General features: G+C 63.4%; 16 protein-coding genes and 1 riboswitch. Of the genes, 7 read left to right on the forward strand and 9 right to left on the reverse strand.

Features of this window, described 5'->3' with window-relative positions:
- Positions 1-7 precede the first annotated feature (7 nt).
- Entirely contained in the window at positions 8-808 is an 801-nt protein-coding gene (locus tag NKI59_RS08880) for a lysophospholipid acyltransferase family protein (protein ID WP_352703649.1), read from the forward strand.
- A 27-nt stretch (positions 809-835) separates the two neighbouring features.
- Here the strand turns inward: NKI59_RS08880 and NKI59_RS08885 are convergent, their stop codons facing one another.
- Both NKI59_RS08885 and NKI59_RS08890 read right to left on the reverse strand, forming a co-directional pair.
- A complete protein-coding gene (locus tag NKI59_RS08885) occupies positions 836-1456 on the reverse strand; it encodes a LysE family transporter (protein ID WP_352577228.1) in 621 nt (206 codons plus the stop codon).
- A gap of 78 nt (positions 1457-1534) precedes the next feature.
- The gene (locus tag NKI59_RS08890) at positions 1535-2482 is read right to left on the reverse strand and encodes an aldo/keto reductase (protein ID WP_352593905.1); all 948 of its coding nucleotides are present in this window, start codon (positions 2480-2482) and stop codon (positions 1535-1537) included.
- A 344-nt stretch (positions 2483-2826) separates the two neighbouring features.
- Here NKI59_RS08890 and NKI59_RS08895 point away from each other — a divergent pair, with 344 nt between their 5' ends.
- Positions 2827-3807, forward strand: coding sequence for a quinone oxidoreductase family protein (locus NKI59_RS08895; protein WP_352577230.1), 981 nt, complete (start codon positions 2827-2829; stop codon positions 3805-3807).
- Positions 3808-3847: 40 nt separating this feature from the next.
- Here the strand turns inward: NKI59_RS08895 and NKI59_RS08900 are convergent, their stop codons facing one another.
- Positions 3848-4381, reverse strand: coding sequence for a gamma-glutamylcyclotransferase (locus tag NKI59_RS08900; RefSeq protein WP_352703651.1), 534 nt, complete (start codon positions 4379-4381; stop codon positions 3848-3850).
- Between the two features lie 114 nt (positions 4382-4495).
- Here NKI59_RS08900 and NKI59_RS08905 point away from each other — a divergent pair, with 114 nt between their 5' ends.
- Positions 4496-5497 (forward strand): DUF2125 domain-containing protein, encoded by a 1002-nt coding sequence (locus tag NKI59_RS08905; RefSeq protein ID WP_352703653.1) that lies wholly within the window; start codon positions 4496-4498, stop codon positions 5495-5497.
- Between the two features lie 134 nt (positions 5498-5631).
- On the opposite strand, the gene NKI59_RS08910 is transcribed toward NKI59_RS08905, so the two are convergent.
- Positions 5632-6567, reverse strand: a complete 936-nt coding sequence (locus NKI59_RS08910) for a prephenate/arogenate dehydrogenase family protein (RefSeq protein ID WP_352621620.1) — start codon at positions 6565-6567, stop codon at positions 5632-5634.
- Positions 6568-6573: 6 nt separating this feature from the next.
- Positions 6574-7683, reverse strand: a complete 1110-nt coding sequence (gene hisC, locus NKI59_RS08915; RefSeq protein ID WP_352621618.1) for a histidinol-phosphate transaminase — start codon at positions 7681-7683, stop codon at positions 6574-6576.
- Positions 7684-7821: 138 nt separating this feature from the next.
- Positions 7822-7899, forward strand: a riboswitch (SAM riboswitch).
- 92 nt (positions 7900-7991) lie between these two features.
- On the opposite strand from hisC, the gene metX reads away from it, so the two are divergent.
- Together metX and metW are read left to right on the forward strand one after the other, a co-directional pair.
- The gene (gene metX / locus NKI59_RS08920; RefSeq protein ID WP_023677910.1) at positions 7992-9161 is read left to right on the forward strand and encodes a homoserine O-acetyltransferase MetX; all 1170 of its coding nucleotides are present in this window, start codon (positions 7992-7994) and stop codon (positions 9159-9161) included.
- Positions 9162-9276: 115 nt separating this feature from the next.
- Positions 9277-9891, forward strand: a complete 615-nt coding sequence (metW, locus tag NKI59_RS08925) for a methionine biosynthesis protein MetW (protein WP_023677909.1) — start codon at positions 9277-9279, stop codon at positions 9889-9891.
- Between the two features lie 25 nt (positions 9892-9916).
- On the opposite strand, the gene NKI59_RS08930 is transcribed toward metW, so the two are convergent.
- Positions 9917-10237, reverse strand: a complete 321-nt coding sequence (locus tag NKI59_RS08930; protein WP_352677772.1) for a DUF1330 domain-containing protein — start codon at positions 10235-10237, stop codon at positions 9917-9919.
- 235 nt (positions 10238-10472) lie between these two features.
- Here NKI59_RS08930 and NKI59_RS08935 point away from each other — a divergent pair, with 235 nt between their 5' ends.
- On the forward strand, positions 10473-11219 hold the full coding sequence (locus NKI59_RS08935; RefSeq protein WP_352452472.1) for an SDR family NAD(P)-dependent oxidoreductase: 747 nt from the start codon (positions 10473-10475) through the stop codon (positions 11217-11219).
- Positions 11220-11261: 42 nt separating this feature from the next.
- On the forward strand, positions 11262-12287 hold the full coding sequence (locus NKI59_RS08940) for an RNA polymerase subunit sigma-70 (RefSeq protein ID WP_352570576.1): 1026 nt from the start codon (positions 11262-11264) through the stop codon (positions 12285-12287).
- 18 nt (positions 12288-12305) lie between these two features.
- Here the strand turns inward: NKI59_RS08940 and NKI59_RS08945 are convergent, their stop codons facing one another.
- From NKI59_RS08945 to NKI59_RS08955, 3 genes are all read right to left on the reverse strand, one after another.
- Positions 12306-13112: a DUF1194 domain-containing protein gene (locus NKI59_RS08945; protein ID WP_023677905.1), complete on the reverse strand. Its 807-nt coding sequence runs from the start codon at positions 13110-13112 to the stop codon at positions 12306-12308.
- Between the two features lie 76 nt (positions 13113-13188).
- A complete protein-coding gene (locus NKI59_RS08950) occupies positions 13189-15021 on the reverse strand; it encodes an ABC transporter ATP-binding protein/permease (RefSeq protein ID WP_352703655.1) in 1833 nt (610 codons plus the stop codon).
- A 117-nt stretch (positions 15022-15138) separates the two neighbouring features.
- The gene (locus tag NKI59_RS08955; RefSeq protein ID WP_352703656.1) at positions 15139-15921 is read right to left on the reverse strand and encodes a class I SAM-dependent methyltransferase; all 783 of its coding nucleotides are present in this window, start codon (positions 15919-15921) and stop codon (positions 15139-15141) included.
- Between the last annotated feature and the right edge of the window lie 35 nt (positions 15922-15956).

The following is a 15956-nucleotide window of genomic DNA, read 5'->3' on the forward strand; positions in this document are numbered from 1 at the left end:
TTGCTGTATGCTGTATTTCCGCTCGCTGGCGTTCAATCTCGCCTTCTACCTCAATTTGATCGTCCAGATGATCCTCTGGACCCCGTATTATTTCCTGTCGCCACGCCATCGCGCCTGGTTCGTGCCGAAATTCTGGTCGCGCACCAGCATGTGGCTCTACGACAAGATCGCCGGCACCAGAAGTGAGATCACCGGCCAGGAAAACCTGCCTGACGGCTCCTTCATCCTGGCGCCGAAGCACCAGTCCTTCTGGGACACGATCGCTTTCCTGCCTTATCTCGACGATCCCGTTTACATATTGAAACGGGAGCTGACCTGGATCCCGTTCTTCGGCTGGTACATTTTGAAGATGCGGATGATTCCTGTCGACCGCGGCAGCCGCTCGAAGGCATTGAAGACGGTGATCGCCGCGACCAAACAGGAATTGGCGCGCAATCCGCGCCAGCTGATCATCTATCCCGAGGGCACCCGCCGGGCGCCGGGCGACGAACCGGTCTACAAATACGGCATCGTCGAACTCTACGCGCAACTTGGCATTCCGGTGGTGCCGGTCGCTCACGTCGCCGGCCTCTATTGGCCGCGCCGCAAATTCCTGCGCTATCCCGGCACGATCAAGGCGCGCTTCCTGCCACCGATCCCGCCCGGCCTCGGCAAGGACGAATTCATGCAACGGCTGATCGGCGAGACGGAGGCCGCCTGCGACCAGCTCCTCGTCGAAGCGTCGCAGACGCCGAACCCGCCGCCGATGCCGCCGACGGCAATGAAACGGCTTGGTGAGCTGGATGCGAAACCTGAATTGAAAGGCTGAGACACCCGCCGCGGATGCCAGAAAGGCTCACGGCAAGGCAGCCAGGGCGGCTGTTGCAACCAGCGTCACGGCAAACACCAGATTGATGATCCGCGACGCCAGCGGTTTGCGCAGCAAACGTGCAAAAGCCGCGCCGGCGAGAAGCCACAAGAGATGAATGGCAACAATCATCAAGGCGAGGACCGCCAGCTTGGCTGAAATAGCAAGACCGCCGGCGCCGGAAGACGCGCCGGCAAACACGGCGGCAATCGCCACATAGGCTTTCGGATTGGCAACGGCCAGAAGGAACCCGCCCAGGAAAGTGGGAAGCGCCGCCCCACCAATGCGTGCCGCCAGTGGCGGCGCCGTCGCTATCTTGAACGCCAGATAGAGGATGTAGGCTGCTGACGCGACCGCCAACAGCGCTGCGAGCTTCGGCAGCGCGATGAGAACGGCCATGATGCCCGTCGCCACCACCAAAAGCACGAGGACCGTCCCGACAACGATTCCCGAGGCATAACGGAGCGAATCGCGCAGGCCGAACGCAGCACCGACCGCGGTGACGCTTATCGTCGCCGGCCCCGGGCTGCCCATAACGATGGCCGATGCCAGCACCAGCGCCAGCAATTGCTGCCATAGCTGCTGATCGAGAAGACCCTGTCCGGCCATGCGGCGTCCCTGCATCCTGCGACGAGGCAGGGACGGTAGGGCAAGGCAGCGGCGCCGGTCTTGAACGATCGTGCGCGGCTATGCGCTGGCCTTGTCGAGCTCGGCGATATCGTCCGGACTGAGCTGCAACGATGCGGCACGCACCAGGCTGTCGAGCTGGTCGAGCGTCGTCGCGCTGGCGATCGGAGCGGTGACGCCGGGCCGTGCCATGACCCAGGCAAGCGCCACTTCCGCTGGCTTGGCCGAATGTCTGGCTGAAACGGCATCGAGCGCTGAGAGAATGCGCATGCCGCGGGTGTTGAGATAGCCCTTCACACCGCCACCGCGCGGGCTTTTGCCGAGGTCGGCCTCGCTGCGGTACTTGCCGCTCAGAAACCCCTTGGCGAGGCTGAAATAGGTGATGACGCCGATGTCCTCGGCCGCGCACAGATCGCGCAGCGGACCATCGAAGGACGAGCGGTCGTAAAGGTTGTATTCCGGCTGCAGCACCTCGTAGCGCGGCAGGCCGCGCAGGCTTGCTACGTCAAGTGCGGCCCGCAACTGGGCGGCGTCGAGGTTGGAAGCGCCGGCATAACGGATTTTGCCCTTGTCGAGCAGTTTCTGGTAGGCGCCGAGCGTTTCCTCATAGGGAGTGGCCGGATCAGGCCAGTGCGACAGATAGAGATCGATTGTATCGACCTGCAGCCTCTTCAGCGAAGCATCGATGGCCTTTTCGATATAGGCGGCGGACAGGTCCCTCTTGCCCTGTCCCATATCCGAACCGACCTTGGTGATAACGACAACCTTGTCGCGGTTACCACGGCTCTTCATCCATCGGCCGATGATGGTTTCGGATTCGCCGCCCTGGTGGCCGGCAATCCAGCGCGAATAGGAATCGGCCGTGTCGATGGCGTTGAGGCCAGCGTCGACAAAGCGGTCGAGCAGGTCGAACGAGGTTTTCTCATCGGCGGTCCAGCCGAACACATTGCCGCCCAGAACCAATGGCGCGATGGATAGGTCGGTGCGACCGAGACGACGTTTCTGCAAGGCTGATCTCCATGGTGATTCATGCTGGGGCGGGTGGGAGCCGCCGACCGGGCTAACCTATGTCGCACCGTGGCAACGTCAAACGCATAGCCTCTTTTCCAGCCCGCCGGCGCTTCACAAAACCGCGACCCGCCGCGCCGTGTCGGGCTTCAAGACGCTGTCCCGAATTTCCAAACCAGTACCCTCTGAGGAAACAATCTGGCAAGTTTAGCACATAGATTGTCAAATCTGCCAATTCAGACCTTTGCCGGCCGGCCATAGGTTCCGCGGCGCCGACGCAAATCTCGGCACGGTCTGGCCAAGCCCGGACTGTTTGCCCCGGATCGTTTGTTGTGGAGACCAGAATGAAAGCAATTGTATTTGACGCCATCGGTTCGCCGCGCGACGTGCTCTACATGGACGACCTGCCGATGCCGCGCATCGGCGACGGCGAGGTGCTGGTCAGGATGGTCTCGGCCTCGATCAATCCGGGCGACTTCCTGTTTATCCAGAACCTCTATCCCGAACCGAAGAAGCCGCATTTTCCCCGGCAGGTCGCAGGAAACCATGGCGCCGGCATCGTCGAAGCCGTCGGCGCGAACGTCTTGCTGGAACCGGGCACGCTTGTCGCATTCAGCTATTATGGCAGCTGGGCCGAGTACGCGGCCATTCCCGCCGAATGGCTGATCCCGTTGCCTGCCGGCTATCCGGTCGAACGCGCCGGGCAGATGGTGAACCCCATTACCGCGTGGGATCTGCTGGTGGATTCCCGTGTGCGGCCTGGCCAGTGGCTGGCTGTCACGGCCGGCTATTCGTCGATTTCGACAATGGTGATGCAGTTCGCCCAACGACGCGGTATCAACGTCATCGCGCTGGTGCGGCACTCGCACCAAAGCTTCGATCTGAAGACGCTTGGCGCCGCCGCCATTCTTGACCTTTCTGACTTGAAGGCAAGTATCCGGGAAGCGGTGATGGATATCACCGGTGGCGCCGGATTGAACGGGATTATCGACAATGTCGGCGGACCTGTCAGCGGCGAATTGATCCGCACCCTGGCGCTCGGCGGGCAGATGGTGATCAATGGCGGCATGAGTGCCGAGCGCTTCGAACTGCACAATTTCGATGTGTTGCTGAGCGGCGTCGAGATCAGGGCGAATATCTATCGCTATTTCTTTTCGCCGCCGGCCGAAGCCGACCGGCCTGTGCTACGCGAGGTTATCGACACCTTCGGCCAGCCCGGCTTCCACGTTCCTGTCGGCGGTCTCCACGCGCTGACCGAGTTCAAGCTTGCCGTGGCAAACAGCCTGGATCGCGCCGATCTTGGAAAACAGATTTTCAGGATGTAGCCCAGACCACCGAAAACATCATGGTCAACGATAAAAGAAGCTACGTCGCGATCCGTCTTGTCACGTCTTCCAGCCAGTGGTCGCTGATACCCAGTGCTTCGAGGTGCTCCAGCGTGCTGAGCACGTAGTCCTCATTCCTCCCCGACTGGCCGACGGCGCCGCGAACGACGGTCGCCGCCTCGGCCGGGTCGAGCGCACCGGCATATTGCTCATGGCTGCGGTCCACGACATAGGCGATGGCTTCGACCGTCCCGCTCCCATCCGTTTCACTCTTGTCGAGGCGAACGCTGAGCACACGTTCGAGATAGACGTTGGTGACCAGCTCGCGTTCGCGCAGATAGGTAATGACCTCGTTGCGCAGCTCGCCTGGAACCCGGAACGCCAGCCCGATGCAGGAGCCGCCGCGGTCGAGGCCGAGCACCAGGCCCGGCCGTTCGCGCGTGCCGCGATGCACGAAAGAATAGACGCAGAGCGAACGGCGGTAGCCATGCAGGCGGGCGCGCCGCGTCTCGACATGCGCGAATCCCGGTCGCCAGATCAGTGAGCCGTAGCCAAAAACCCAAAAATCGCCCATATCGCCAAGCCTGATTGTGACGACCACCTCACCGGTGGTGTTTCAGTCCGTCTGCCTATTGGTGCCGCAAGCGACAGCCCACCCGTGCCACCCCGCGTTAACGAAAGCCGCAGCATGACGTCAAGTGACGAGCGCCCGCCGCCCAGCCAACGTCGCCGCCTGTTGTGGCTTGCCGCTTTCATTCTCGTGCTGTTCGGCATCTACAGCGCGGGCTGGTTCTACCTGGCGGACCTGGTCGAGAGCGCAGCCAAAAAGGCGGTCGCCGACCTCGACGACAAAGGCATCAAGGCCGACTGCGCCAATCTCGCGGTCAGCGGCTATCCCTTCAGCTTCACCCTTTCCTGCGACAGCCTGGCTTACGAGGACGACAGCCGCAACGTCGCGGCATCGACAGGCAAGATCAACGCCGCCACGCAGATCACGCGGCTTCTGTCGCCTGCCGCCGAGCTCAGGGGGCCGCTCAGGACCTCAGTTCCCGGCATGACCCCGCTCTGGATCGACTGGGATGATCTGCGGGCCGACATGAAGCTGTCCTGGCCGCTGCCGAGACGCCTCTCGCTGCAGGCAGAAGGCCTGTCCGGCCAGACCGATCCGGCAGACGACACCGATCCCGTCTCGCTGTTCAGCGCCGGAACTGCCATCGGGCAATTGCGCCCAAACGGCCCGGACATCGACTATACCGGCAATTTCACCGATCTCGAAATCGACGCGGCGGCCATCGACGGGCGCGTCTTGCCGCCGCTCGACGGCAGCGGCGACGTGACGCTGAAGAACGGCGTGACGCTGATCAAGGCAAATCCGAAGAGCCTGCGCGGCCAGGCGGCCGAAATCCACGAGCTCGATCTGTCGTCCGGAACTGCGCGCATCACCGTTTCCGGACCGCTGTCGGTCGATGACGACGGTCTCATAAATGCCGACCTGACGATCAGGCTCAATGATCCGAAGGCCGTGGCGGCAATCCTCGCCACCGCCATCCCCGAGCAGAAGAAAGAGATCCAAACCGGCTTTGCCGGACTGGCGCTGCTCGGCAACCAGCCGTCGATGCCGCTGAAGATCGTCAGGGGCAAGGCCTCGCTCGGCTTCATCCCGCTCGGCAAGATCAAGCCGCTCGACTAGAGCAATTCCAGGAAAAGTGTGAAACGGTTTTCCGTCCGGAATTGCGCAAAAACAAAGAGATAGAGCGGTTCGGCGTTTCTGTGAAACGATGAACCGCTCTAAGCCGGGCCGGCCTGCCATCGGCCTGCCGCGGCTTATCCCTTCGGCGGGTGTTCGACTGCCTGGCGGCCGAAATCCGGTACGTCGATGTCCTGGCCGGCCTCGATAATCGAGCGGCGGACGGCGCGGGTGCGGGTGAACAGGTCGAACAGTTTTTCGCCGTCGCCCCAGCGGATCGCCCGCTGCAGCGAGGACAGATCCTCGGAAAACCGCGCCAGCATTTCGAGAATGGCGTCCTTGTTGTGCAGGCAGACGTCGCGCCACATGGTCGGGTCGGACGCCGCGAGACGGGTGAAGTCGCGAAAGCCGGAAGCCGAGTATTTGATGACCTCGGACTTGGTCACCGACTCCAGATCGTCGGCGGTACCGACGATATTGTAAGCGATGATATGCGGCAGGTGCGAAACGATGGCCAGCGTCATGTCGTGATGCTGCGGGTCCATCGTGTCGATGTTGGAGCCGCAGCAGCGCCAGAATTCCGAGAGCTTTTCCAGTGCTGCGGGATCGGTACCGGGCAGCGGCGTGAAAATGCACCAGCGGTTCTCGAACAGTTCGGCAAAACCGGCGTCCGGTCCCGATTTTTCGGTGCCGGCCAAAGGATGGCCGGGGATGAAGTGCACGCCATCAGGCACATGCGGCTGCATCTGCGCGATCACCGACGCCTTGGTCGAGCCGACATCGGTGAGGATGGCGCCCTTCTTCAGCGCCGGCGCGATCTCTGCGGCGACCGTGCCTGAAGAGCCGACCGGCACCGAAACGATAACCAGATCAGCATCGCCAACCGCCTCTTTCGCATCCGTCGTATAGGTGTCGCCAAGGTCGAGTTGGCTCGCGCGTGCCAGCGTCGCGTCGCTGCGCGTCGAAATCGCGACTTGGCCGGCGAGTCCCTCGCGGCGGATGACGCGGGCCAGCGACGAGCCGATCAGGCCGATGCCGACCAGCGCGATCTTTTCGAACATCGGTGAGGTCATGGTGTTCTAGCTTTTCAGGAATGTCGCGAGTGCTGCGACAACGCCGCGATTGGCCTCTTCGGTGCCGATGCTCATGCGCAGCGCGCTCGGAAAACCGTAGCCGGAAACGCGCCGCAATATGTAGCCGCGCGCACTGAGGTAGTCGTCGGCGGCCGCCGCCGAATGCTTTTTGTCCTCGGGAAAGTGGATGAGGATGAAATTGCCTACGCTCGGCGTCACCCGCAGCCCGAGCTCGCTTAGTTGCTCGCTCAGCCAGGCTAGCCAGGTCTCGTTGTGCGCGACGCTGCGTTCGATATGGGCGCGGTCGTGGATCGCCGCGATGCCGGCCTCGATCGCCGTCGCATTGACGTTGAAAGGCCCGCGCACGCGGTTGATCGCGTCGATGACGTGCATTGGCGCATACATCCAGCCGATCCGCGCCCCGCCCAGGCCCAATTTGGAGAAAGTGCGGGTCATGACCACGTTTTCCGCGCTGCCCACCAACTCGACGCCGGCTTCATAATCGTTTCGCCGGACATATTCGGCGTAAGCTGCATCCAGCACCAGAAGCACGTTTCGCGGCAGGCCGGCATGCAGGCGGCGCACCTCCTGGAACGGCACGTAGGTGCCGGTTGGATTGTTTGGATTGGCAAGGAAGATGATCCGGGTAGCCGGCGTCACCGCGGCGAGGATCGCATCGATGTCGGCGCGTTCATCGGTCTCCTTGACCGTTACCGGGACGGCACCGGCCGACTGTATGTAGATCTTGTAGACCATGAAGCCGTGTTCGGTGATGATGGCTTCGTCGCCGGGTGCGAGATAGGTCTGCGCCAGCAGGCCCAGAATCTCGTCGGAGCCGTTGGAGCAGACGATGTTCGCCGGGTTGAGCCCGTGCACCTCGGCGATCGCTTCCCTCAGGCGCCTGGCGCTGCCGTCGGGATAGACCGCGAGCTTGTCGGCGACCGCGCGCGCGGCCTCTATCGCCTTTGGCGAAGGACCGAGCGGGTTCTCGTTCGCCGACAATTTATGGACCTTGGCGACACCTTCAGGCGCCGCGCTCTTGCCGGGCACATAGGCTTCGATGTCCATGATGCCGGCGCGGGGCCTTGGACGTGTCTGATCCGGTGTCTGGCTCATTTCATGAAATCCGTCGAGAGTGCCTCCATCCGGAGGCCGCAGCGGAAATACAAGCCGTGGCTCGGAATGTCGAGGGGCGGCAATTCGGGATCAAGAACTTGCCGTTGACGAAGCCATGCGTCGGTCCTAGAAGAGCAGCAACAGTTCCGTGGTGATTTGGCCGGTCGGCTTGCAGCCACGTTAAACAACTTGCTAAAGGGCCGTTTGCATCTTGTAACCGGCTTTGCGAAGGCATGGCCGGTTTTTTGTTGCCCTGACTGGCTGTTGCCCAGACCGGCGGACAACGGAAGGCCGGGCAAGGAGATGTAATGGTCGCTTTGCGCGCTCGAAAAACCAACAACGAGGCCGACCAGCCGTCGAGCCCCGTGTTGCGTTTCGGCGCCGACAAGCCGCTCAAGCTCGACGCCGGCACGCTGCTGTCGCCGTTCCAGATCGCCTACCAGACCTATGGCACGCTCAACGACGCGCGCTCCAACGCCATCCTCGTCTGCCATGCGCTGACCGGCGACCAGCACGTCGCCAACACCAATCCCGTGACCGGCAAGCCGGGCTGGTGGGAAGTGCTGATCGGCCCCGGCAAGATCATCGATACCGACCGTTTCTTCGTCATCTCGTCAAACGTCATCGGCGGCTGCCTCGGCTCCACCGGCCCCGCCTCGACAAATCCCGCCACAGCCAAGCCTTACGGGCTCGACCTGCCGATCATCACCATCCGCGACATGGTGCGGGCGCAGTTGATGCTGGTCGAGCATTTCGGCATCGAACAGTTGTTCAGCGTGCTTGGCGGCTCGATGGGCGGCATGCAGGTGCTGCAATGGGCCTCCAGCTATCCCGAGCGCGTCTTCTCGGCGCTGCCGATCGCGACCGGCGCCCGCCATTCTTCGCAGAACATCGCCTTCCACGAGGTCGGCAGGCAGGCGGTGATGGCCGACCCCGATTGGCACGGCGGCAAATATTTCGAGCATGGCAAGCGGCCGGAAAAGGGGCTGGCGGTGGCGCGCATGGCCGCCCACATCACCTATCTGTCGGAAGCAGCGCTGCATCGCAAGTTCGGCCGCAACCTGCAGGACCGCGAAGCGCTGACCTTCGGTTTCGATGCCGACTTCCAGATCGAGAGCTATCTGCGCCATCAGGGCATGACCTTCGTCGATCGCTTCGATGCCAACTCCTATCTCTACATGACCCGGGCGATGGACTATTTCGATCTCGCCGCCGACCATGGCGGCCGGCTGGCCGATGCCTTCGCCAGCACCAAGACGCGCTTCTGCCTGGTTTCGTTCACCAGCGACTGGCTGTTCCCGACCGAAGAGAGCCGCTCGGTCGTGCACGCGCTGAACGCGGCCGGCGCCTCGGTATCGTTCGTCGAAATCGAGACCGACCGCGGCCACGACGCCTTTCTGCTCGACGAGCCCGAACTGTTCGCCGCCATCAAAGGCTTCATCGCCTCGGCCGCTCGGGCGAGAGGGCTCGGCGCATGACCCCGAAAAGTTGCCGGCTTTTCGGATCAGGACCATGCGCCAGGCATCAGCGCATGACCCCGAAAAGTTGCAGACTTTTCGGATCAGGATCATGCGCCAGGCAAGAGGCGAACGCATGAGCGTCAACCGCGCCCAGCGCGTCGACCTCGAAGTCGTCGCCGATCTCATCCCGCCGCAGTCGCGGGTGCTGGACGTCGGTTCCGGCGACGGCCTGCTGCTCGAATTGCTTCAGGCGACCAAGAAGGTCGATGGCCGCGGCCTGGAGCTGTCGCAGCGCGGCGTCAACGAATGCGTGGCGCGTGGCCTGTCGGTCATCCAGGGCGATGCCGACAAGGATCTCCAATTCTATCCCGACAAGGGCTTCGACTTCGTCGTCTTGTCGCAGACCTTGCAGGCGACACGCAATCCGAAGCTGGTGCTCGACGAACTGCTCCGGATCGGCAACCGCGCCATCGTCTCATTCCCGAATTTCGGCCACTGGCGGGTGCGCTTTTCGTTGCTCTTCAACGGCCGCATGCCGGTGACCAGGGACCTGCCCTATTCCTGGTACGACACGCCGAACATCCATTTCTGCACCATTCGCGACTTCGTCAATCTGTGCGACGAGCTTGGCGCGACGGTGGAAAAGGCAACCGCGCTCGACGCCAACGGCCAGCGGATCGGCTTCTCGATGCCGTGGTGGTTCTGGAATTTTTTCGGCCAGCAGGCGGTGTTCCTGCTGAAACGATAAGAGCCAATCGTCGCAGATCGTCCCTCTATTCGAGAACGTCGGTGGCCTTGTGGGGGTGCTGGACGCCGTCAACGAAGACCACGTCGGACTGGGAATTGCCGGTACGCAGCGGCAATATCTCCTGATAGGCGGGCGAGTCGTACCATGCACGTGCCTGCTGCCGGTTGGGAAACTCGATGACTATGAGATAGCCCGGCCAGATGTTTTCAACGACTTCCACCTCGCCTCCGTGCACTACGAAGCGGCCGCCAAACGGTTCCAGCGTGGCATCGATCTTGTGCAGGTACTCGACGATCTGCGGCCCCGGCGTGACCTGGCGCATATGGGCGACGGCGTAGGCGGTCATGGCGTATCTCCTTGTGGTCGAAGGCCGGACAACCGGCTTGATGGGAGCAGTTTGCCGAGACGTAGTGCGCTGGTCGATTACCCCAGAGGTAATGACACTGAATACAAAAACCGACGCGCGGCTGCCGTCACCTGAAAGATATTTCCGCCAGGCACCGATGATTTCCACCCACCTGCGCTGTCCTTATCGATGAGCGCGCCTGGATGGTCCGGCGGCCGGGAACGAGAGGTGATCCATGGGATCGTTGCAAAATCAGAATGTCGTCGTCGTCGGAGGCAGCCGTGGTGTCGGCCGCTCGATCGCGGAGGCCGCTCTCAAGGAGAAAGCGACGGTGCTGGCCGTCGCCCGCGGAAAACAGGCCCTGGCGCAATTTGCCTGGGAGGTCTCGGGCGTGAAGACGCTCGCGGTCGATGCTACGGTGGACTCCGCCCCGGATAAGGTCTTCGCCGCGCTTGAGCCGGACGTGCTGGTGATCTGCGCAGGTGCGCTGGCGCCTTCTGCGCCGGTGCATGAACAGAACTGGAAGGCGTTCTCGGCAAATTGGGACACGGACGTCAAGGCGTCGTTCCTGTTTTGCCGGGCCGCTCTGCGGCGTCCGCTCAAGCCGGGGACCCGGATCGTTCTGATCTCCAGCGGCGCGGCCTTGACCGGCGGACCACCGAACGCCGGCGGCTATGCCGGCGCGAAACGCATGCAGATGTTCCTGGCCGGTCATAGCCAGAAGGAGGCCGACCGGCTTGGCCTCGGCCTGCGCTTCATGGCGCTCGCGCCGATGCGCATCATGCCCGAAACCGGCGTGGGCAAGGCCGGCGTCGACAGCATAGCGGCCTATATGGGCATCCAGCCGGCGGACTTCATCGCCGCCATGACCGACATGCAAACGCCGGCCGATGTCGGACGGGCGGTGGTCGCACTCGCCACCGGCCAGCCGCAAGGCAGTTCCTTCATGGTGAGCGGTAGCGGGCTTGCCCCGGCCGCCTGAGCGGCGCGTAATGCAACGCTCGCTCGTAACCGCACAAGCCACATGACAGACGCTCAACCACCTCTGGAACCAGCACGCCAGCCGATCCTCGATCGGCTGGCCTTCGAGAAGGTCACGGCCGCGCATCGCCGCGAGCTCAAGCTGCATTGTTATCGCATGATGGGTTCGCTGCACGAGGCCGACGACCTCGTCCAGGACACGTTGCTTCGCGCCTGGCGCGCAAGATCGGAGTTCGACGGGCGAGGTTCGGTTCGCGGTTGGCTCTACATGATCGCGACCAACGCTTGCCTCAACGCCATCAAGGCGAGGTCGAGGGCGCGTCGCATTCTCCGGGAACCCGGACGGCAGCCCTCGCACGGGGCGGCCATAGGCGGGCCCGTAGCCGACATCGCCTGGCTGGAGCCCTACCCCGACGCCGAGCTTCCAGACGTTGCCGGCAGCGAGCCAGGTCCGGAAGCCCGTTACGAGAGCCGCGAGGCCGTCCAGCTCGCCTTCGTCGCGGCGATCCAGGATCTGCCGCCCAGGCAGCGCGCCGCGCTGCTGCTTGCCGACGTCCTGGGATGGTCGGCCGTCGAGACGGCGCGTTTGCTGGGCGGATCGACGGCTTCGATCAACAGCGCGTTGCAGCGCGCCCGCGCAACCCTTGCAGCGCGCTATCCTCAGGGACGGCCGGGCAGCCGATCACGGCCCAGCCCCGAAGAAGGCCTGCTGCTCGAACGCTACATGCAGGCCTGGCAGGCCGCCAATCTCGACGGCTTGATCGAGCTGCTGCGTGAGGACGCCATCTATACCATGCCGCCTTGGCGTGAATGGTATCAAGGCCGCGAAGCGATCCGCGGTTTCTTCGAGACCGTCTGGCCGAGGTTTGGCGGCTTCCGCACGCTGGCCACCCGCGCCAATGCCCAGCCGGCGGTCGGGGTTTATTCCCGCAGCCACGATGGCCCTGAATGGCGGGCCCATTCCCTGCATGTGTTCGACGCAGCCGAGGGCGGGATCGCTTCCTTGACGATCTTCATAGGGCCGCTCGGGCCATCTCTGTTCCCGGCCTTCGGCCTGCCACCAGCCTAGCTTACCCCTGGGCCAGCCTTATCGGTCAAGTTCCGGGAAATATGGGTCCGAGAAAAACCGCCGGTCGCGCTCGCCTTGCAGGCAGTCGATCGGTGCGTCGATGCGGATCGTCCTCGGATCCACCTTGGGATACTCGATGCCGCTGACCTCGAGGATCAGTTTGCGGCGAGTGGCGGTGGCGAATTCGGAAGCAGCATAGATCGGCAGCACGAACGAGCCCGGCCCGCCGGTTACGCATTCGGCATAATACCGGTCGAGATGGCTGAAGGTGGGTGACGGGCTGATCAGGATCGGCAGCCCGTTGATGACGATGCCCTTCGCCAGCGCCGCATCGCGTGCCGTTGTGACCGGCAAGCCGGTGTTGTTTGGGCCGTCCCCCGAGACGTCGATGACGCGGCGTTTGCCGGTGAAGGCCGTGCCGTTGAAAAGCTCGGCGCCGAAAGCCACAGCACCGGAAATCGAGGTGCCGCGAAAGCTCCTGAACGGGCGGGCCGCGATCTTGTCGGCGAAAGCGTTGGCGCTCTCCTTGCTGTCGACGACCTGCCAGGCAATGACCGCATCGTCGCGGATGGTGCCGGCCCATTCGAAATAGGCGATGGCGATGCGGCCGAAGGTGCCGGCACGCACGGCGTTGATGAAGTCGGGGTGGCGCAGCGCCGCGACATAGCCGGCGCGCTGCAGGGCAAACTCCCTTTCATCCATTGACTGCGAGATGTCGACGGCCAGCACCAGCTCGACATCGACGGCAATTGCATTGGCCGGTGCGGCCGCAGGTGCCGCCGGGGTGCAGGCAAGGCAGGCGAGCAGGGCGAGAGCGTCAAGCATGGCCGATCGGAACGTTCCCATCTGAAACGATCGCGACAGTTTTTCGCCGCGATCGCGGCGAAATAAAGCTTGCCTTCTATTTCTTTCGGCCGGTCGAGGCGATCGCCGGGGGCGGTTCGATGGCACCTGCCCTGATACGGGCCGGCTTGAGTGGCGGTTGGCCGGCATCCTTGACGATGGTCAACGCCCGCCGGAAGAAGCGGGCATTGTGCTGGCCGCGGCCGATATTGAGGATCGCGGCGTCGGGAAGGCGCTTCTCCAGCATCGACAGTACTTGCCTCAGCGTTGGGCCGTCGAACGCGTCCAGCGCCTCGTCGATGATCACCCATTTCGGCCGTCGCAAGGCCAGCCTGGCAAAGGCCAGCAGACGCTGCTCGTCGTCACTGAGCTCACGCTCCCAGCGCGCCGAGCGATCGAGCGAGGACGACAGGCGTTGCAGCCCGACATCGGCCAGCACCTCCGAGATCTCGCCATCGCTCGCCTCCGCTGCGCCGTCTGAATGATTGAGCACCTCGCGCAGCTTGCCGAGCGGGAAATAAGGGGTACGCGGAACAAAGATCGGCGCTTCTCCGGCCGGCATGCCGATCCGTCCGCTGCCCCATGGCCACAGACCGGCAATGGCCCGGAAGAACAGCGTCTTGCCGGCGCCCGGATCTCCGGTGATCATGACCCGGTCGCCGGCGCGGATTTCGACATGCGGCTCGGCAAGCTTGGTACATCCCTCCGGCGAGGCGACCTCGAGTTTCTCGAAGGTCAGGCTGCCGTCCGGGTTTTCGCCGAACGAAATGCGCCTTTCCGTATGGTGCAGCGCGTCGGTGTCGCCAAGCGCGATGCGGAAGTCGGCGACCCGCATCAGCGTAGCGCGCCAATCGGCGATGCCGCCGATATTGTTGATGAACCAGCGCAGCGACGAATGAACCTGGTTGAAAGCGCCGACTGCCATCATCAAGCCGCCAAAACTGATATCGCCGGCGAAATAGACCGGTGAGGCGACCAGAATCGGCGCGACGACAGTGATCCAGCCATAGGTGTCGGTAACCCAGGAAAGATTGATCTGGGCGCTGTAGATGCGCCGCATGGCGCCCAGCACCATGCCGAGATCGAATTCGAGCCGGCGCCTGGCATCGGCCTCGCCGTGCGCCAGCGCGATGGCATCGACATTCTCGTTGACGCGAACCACCGAGGAGCGCAGCTCCGCTTCACGCGTATAGCGATCGTTGTTGAAGCGGATCAACGGCCGCCCGACCAGCCAGCTCAACCAGGAGGCGGTGCCAGCATAAAGGATCGCCGCCCAGACCATGTAGCCGGGTATGGCCAGCGAATGGCCGCCTATGTGGAAGACGAAGCCGGAAGACAGCGACCACAGGACGCCAACGAACGAGGCAAGCAGGATGCAGGACTGCAGCAGGCCGATGCCAAGACCGGTGGAAAGATCGGAGAGATGCCCGGCATCCTGCTGCAGGCGCTGGTCGGGATTGACGCCGATGGCGCCGGCATGGGTCAGCCGGAAGGCACGCGCCGGCCGCATCCATTCGTCGATCAGGTCGAGCGTCAGCGCCTCGCGCAGCTTCAGGCGGAGCATCTGGTCGAGCCAGGTCTGGCCGACATTGAGCACCACAAGCCCGCCGGCGATGCCGGCAAAGACCAGAAGCTGATGCAGGAAAGCCGGCATGTCGCGCCGTGCCAGCGCGTCATAGAAAGGCTGGTTCCAGCGATTGAGCAGAACCTGCCCGATCGAGCTCGCCACGATGACGGCGACGATGCCGATCGCTGCCCAAAGCAATTGTTTTCGCACCGGCGAGGTGGTCAGCGCTATCTTGATTGTTGCCAGCTGCTCACGCAGGCTGCTGGCTTCGATCGACGTGGCAAGCTTCTGGGCGCTGGCCTCGACATCCGGACGATCATCCATCGGTTAAATCCTTGCATTCGGAGCAATGCCAAACCGGTCATAGGGATCGGCCGCACGGCCTTCAATCGGACAGCAAACCTGATATCGTCAGATAGGCGTGAAAAAGCACGTCTCGGATCACGAACGCGTCATCCTGGCGGCGCCGGACGTTCGGTCCGCGACAGCCCGGCCAAGCGTCGGCGCGCCATGCGGCGAGAGAACCGGCACGAAGACGCGGCGGGACGCGCGCTGGGCGACCGGCACGCCTTGATAGAGCCGCTTCTGCGCCTCGACGACGATAACGCCCGAAAAGATCGGCCAGAAGCGCCGGCCGGCACGTTCCAGCACATTGTGGAACTGCATCATGAAACGTCGCGGCGACGGCGGGAAGAACAGCGCATCGGACCACGCCGCCGGCGTGAAATTCGCTTCGCGCAGCAATTCGGTCAGCTGGCCGCGCGAGAACGGCCGGCCATTGCCGAAAGGCGTACGCTCGAAGCGTGCCCAGACGCCGCGCCGGTTGGGCACGACGATGACGACACGGCCGGCCGGCGACAGCACCCGCCAGATCTCGTTCAGCGTCTCGCGTGGGTTCTCGACATGTTCAAGCGAATGGACGAGGAGCATGCGGTCGATGCAGGAATCGACCAGCGGCAGTTCCTCATCGAAGACCAGGGCGGTCGCCGTCGGCCCCGTCGCCGGCCACACCACCGCGCCCTGCGTTGCCGGCATAAAGGCAAAGACGCGCTCGGCATCGCTGCCGAAGCGCTCCAGCCACGGCAAGGTGTAGCCGAGGCCGACCAGCCGCTCGTTGGGCACGACGGCCCATATCGAGGACAGCGCCATGGTGATCGAGCGTTCGGCCAGGCGGCCGAGCGTGGTCGAATAAAACGAACGGAGATCGACAATGTCTGAATGCATGCGCGGGACGGTAGCTTCGAAGCAGTCCAAGTTCA

Source organism: Mesorhizobium sp. M0598 (assembly GCF_040320865.1).
GTDB lineage: Bacteria > Pseudomonadota > Alphaproteobacteria > Rhizobiales > Rhizobiaceae > Mesorhizobium.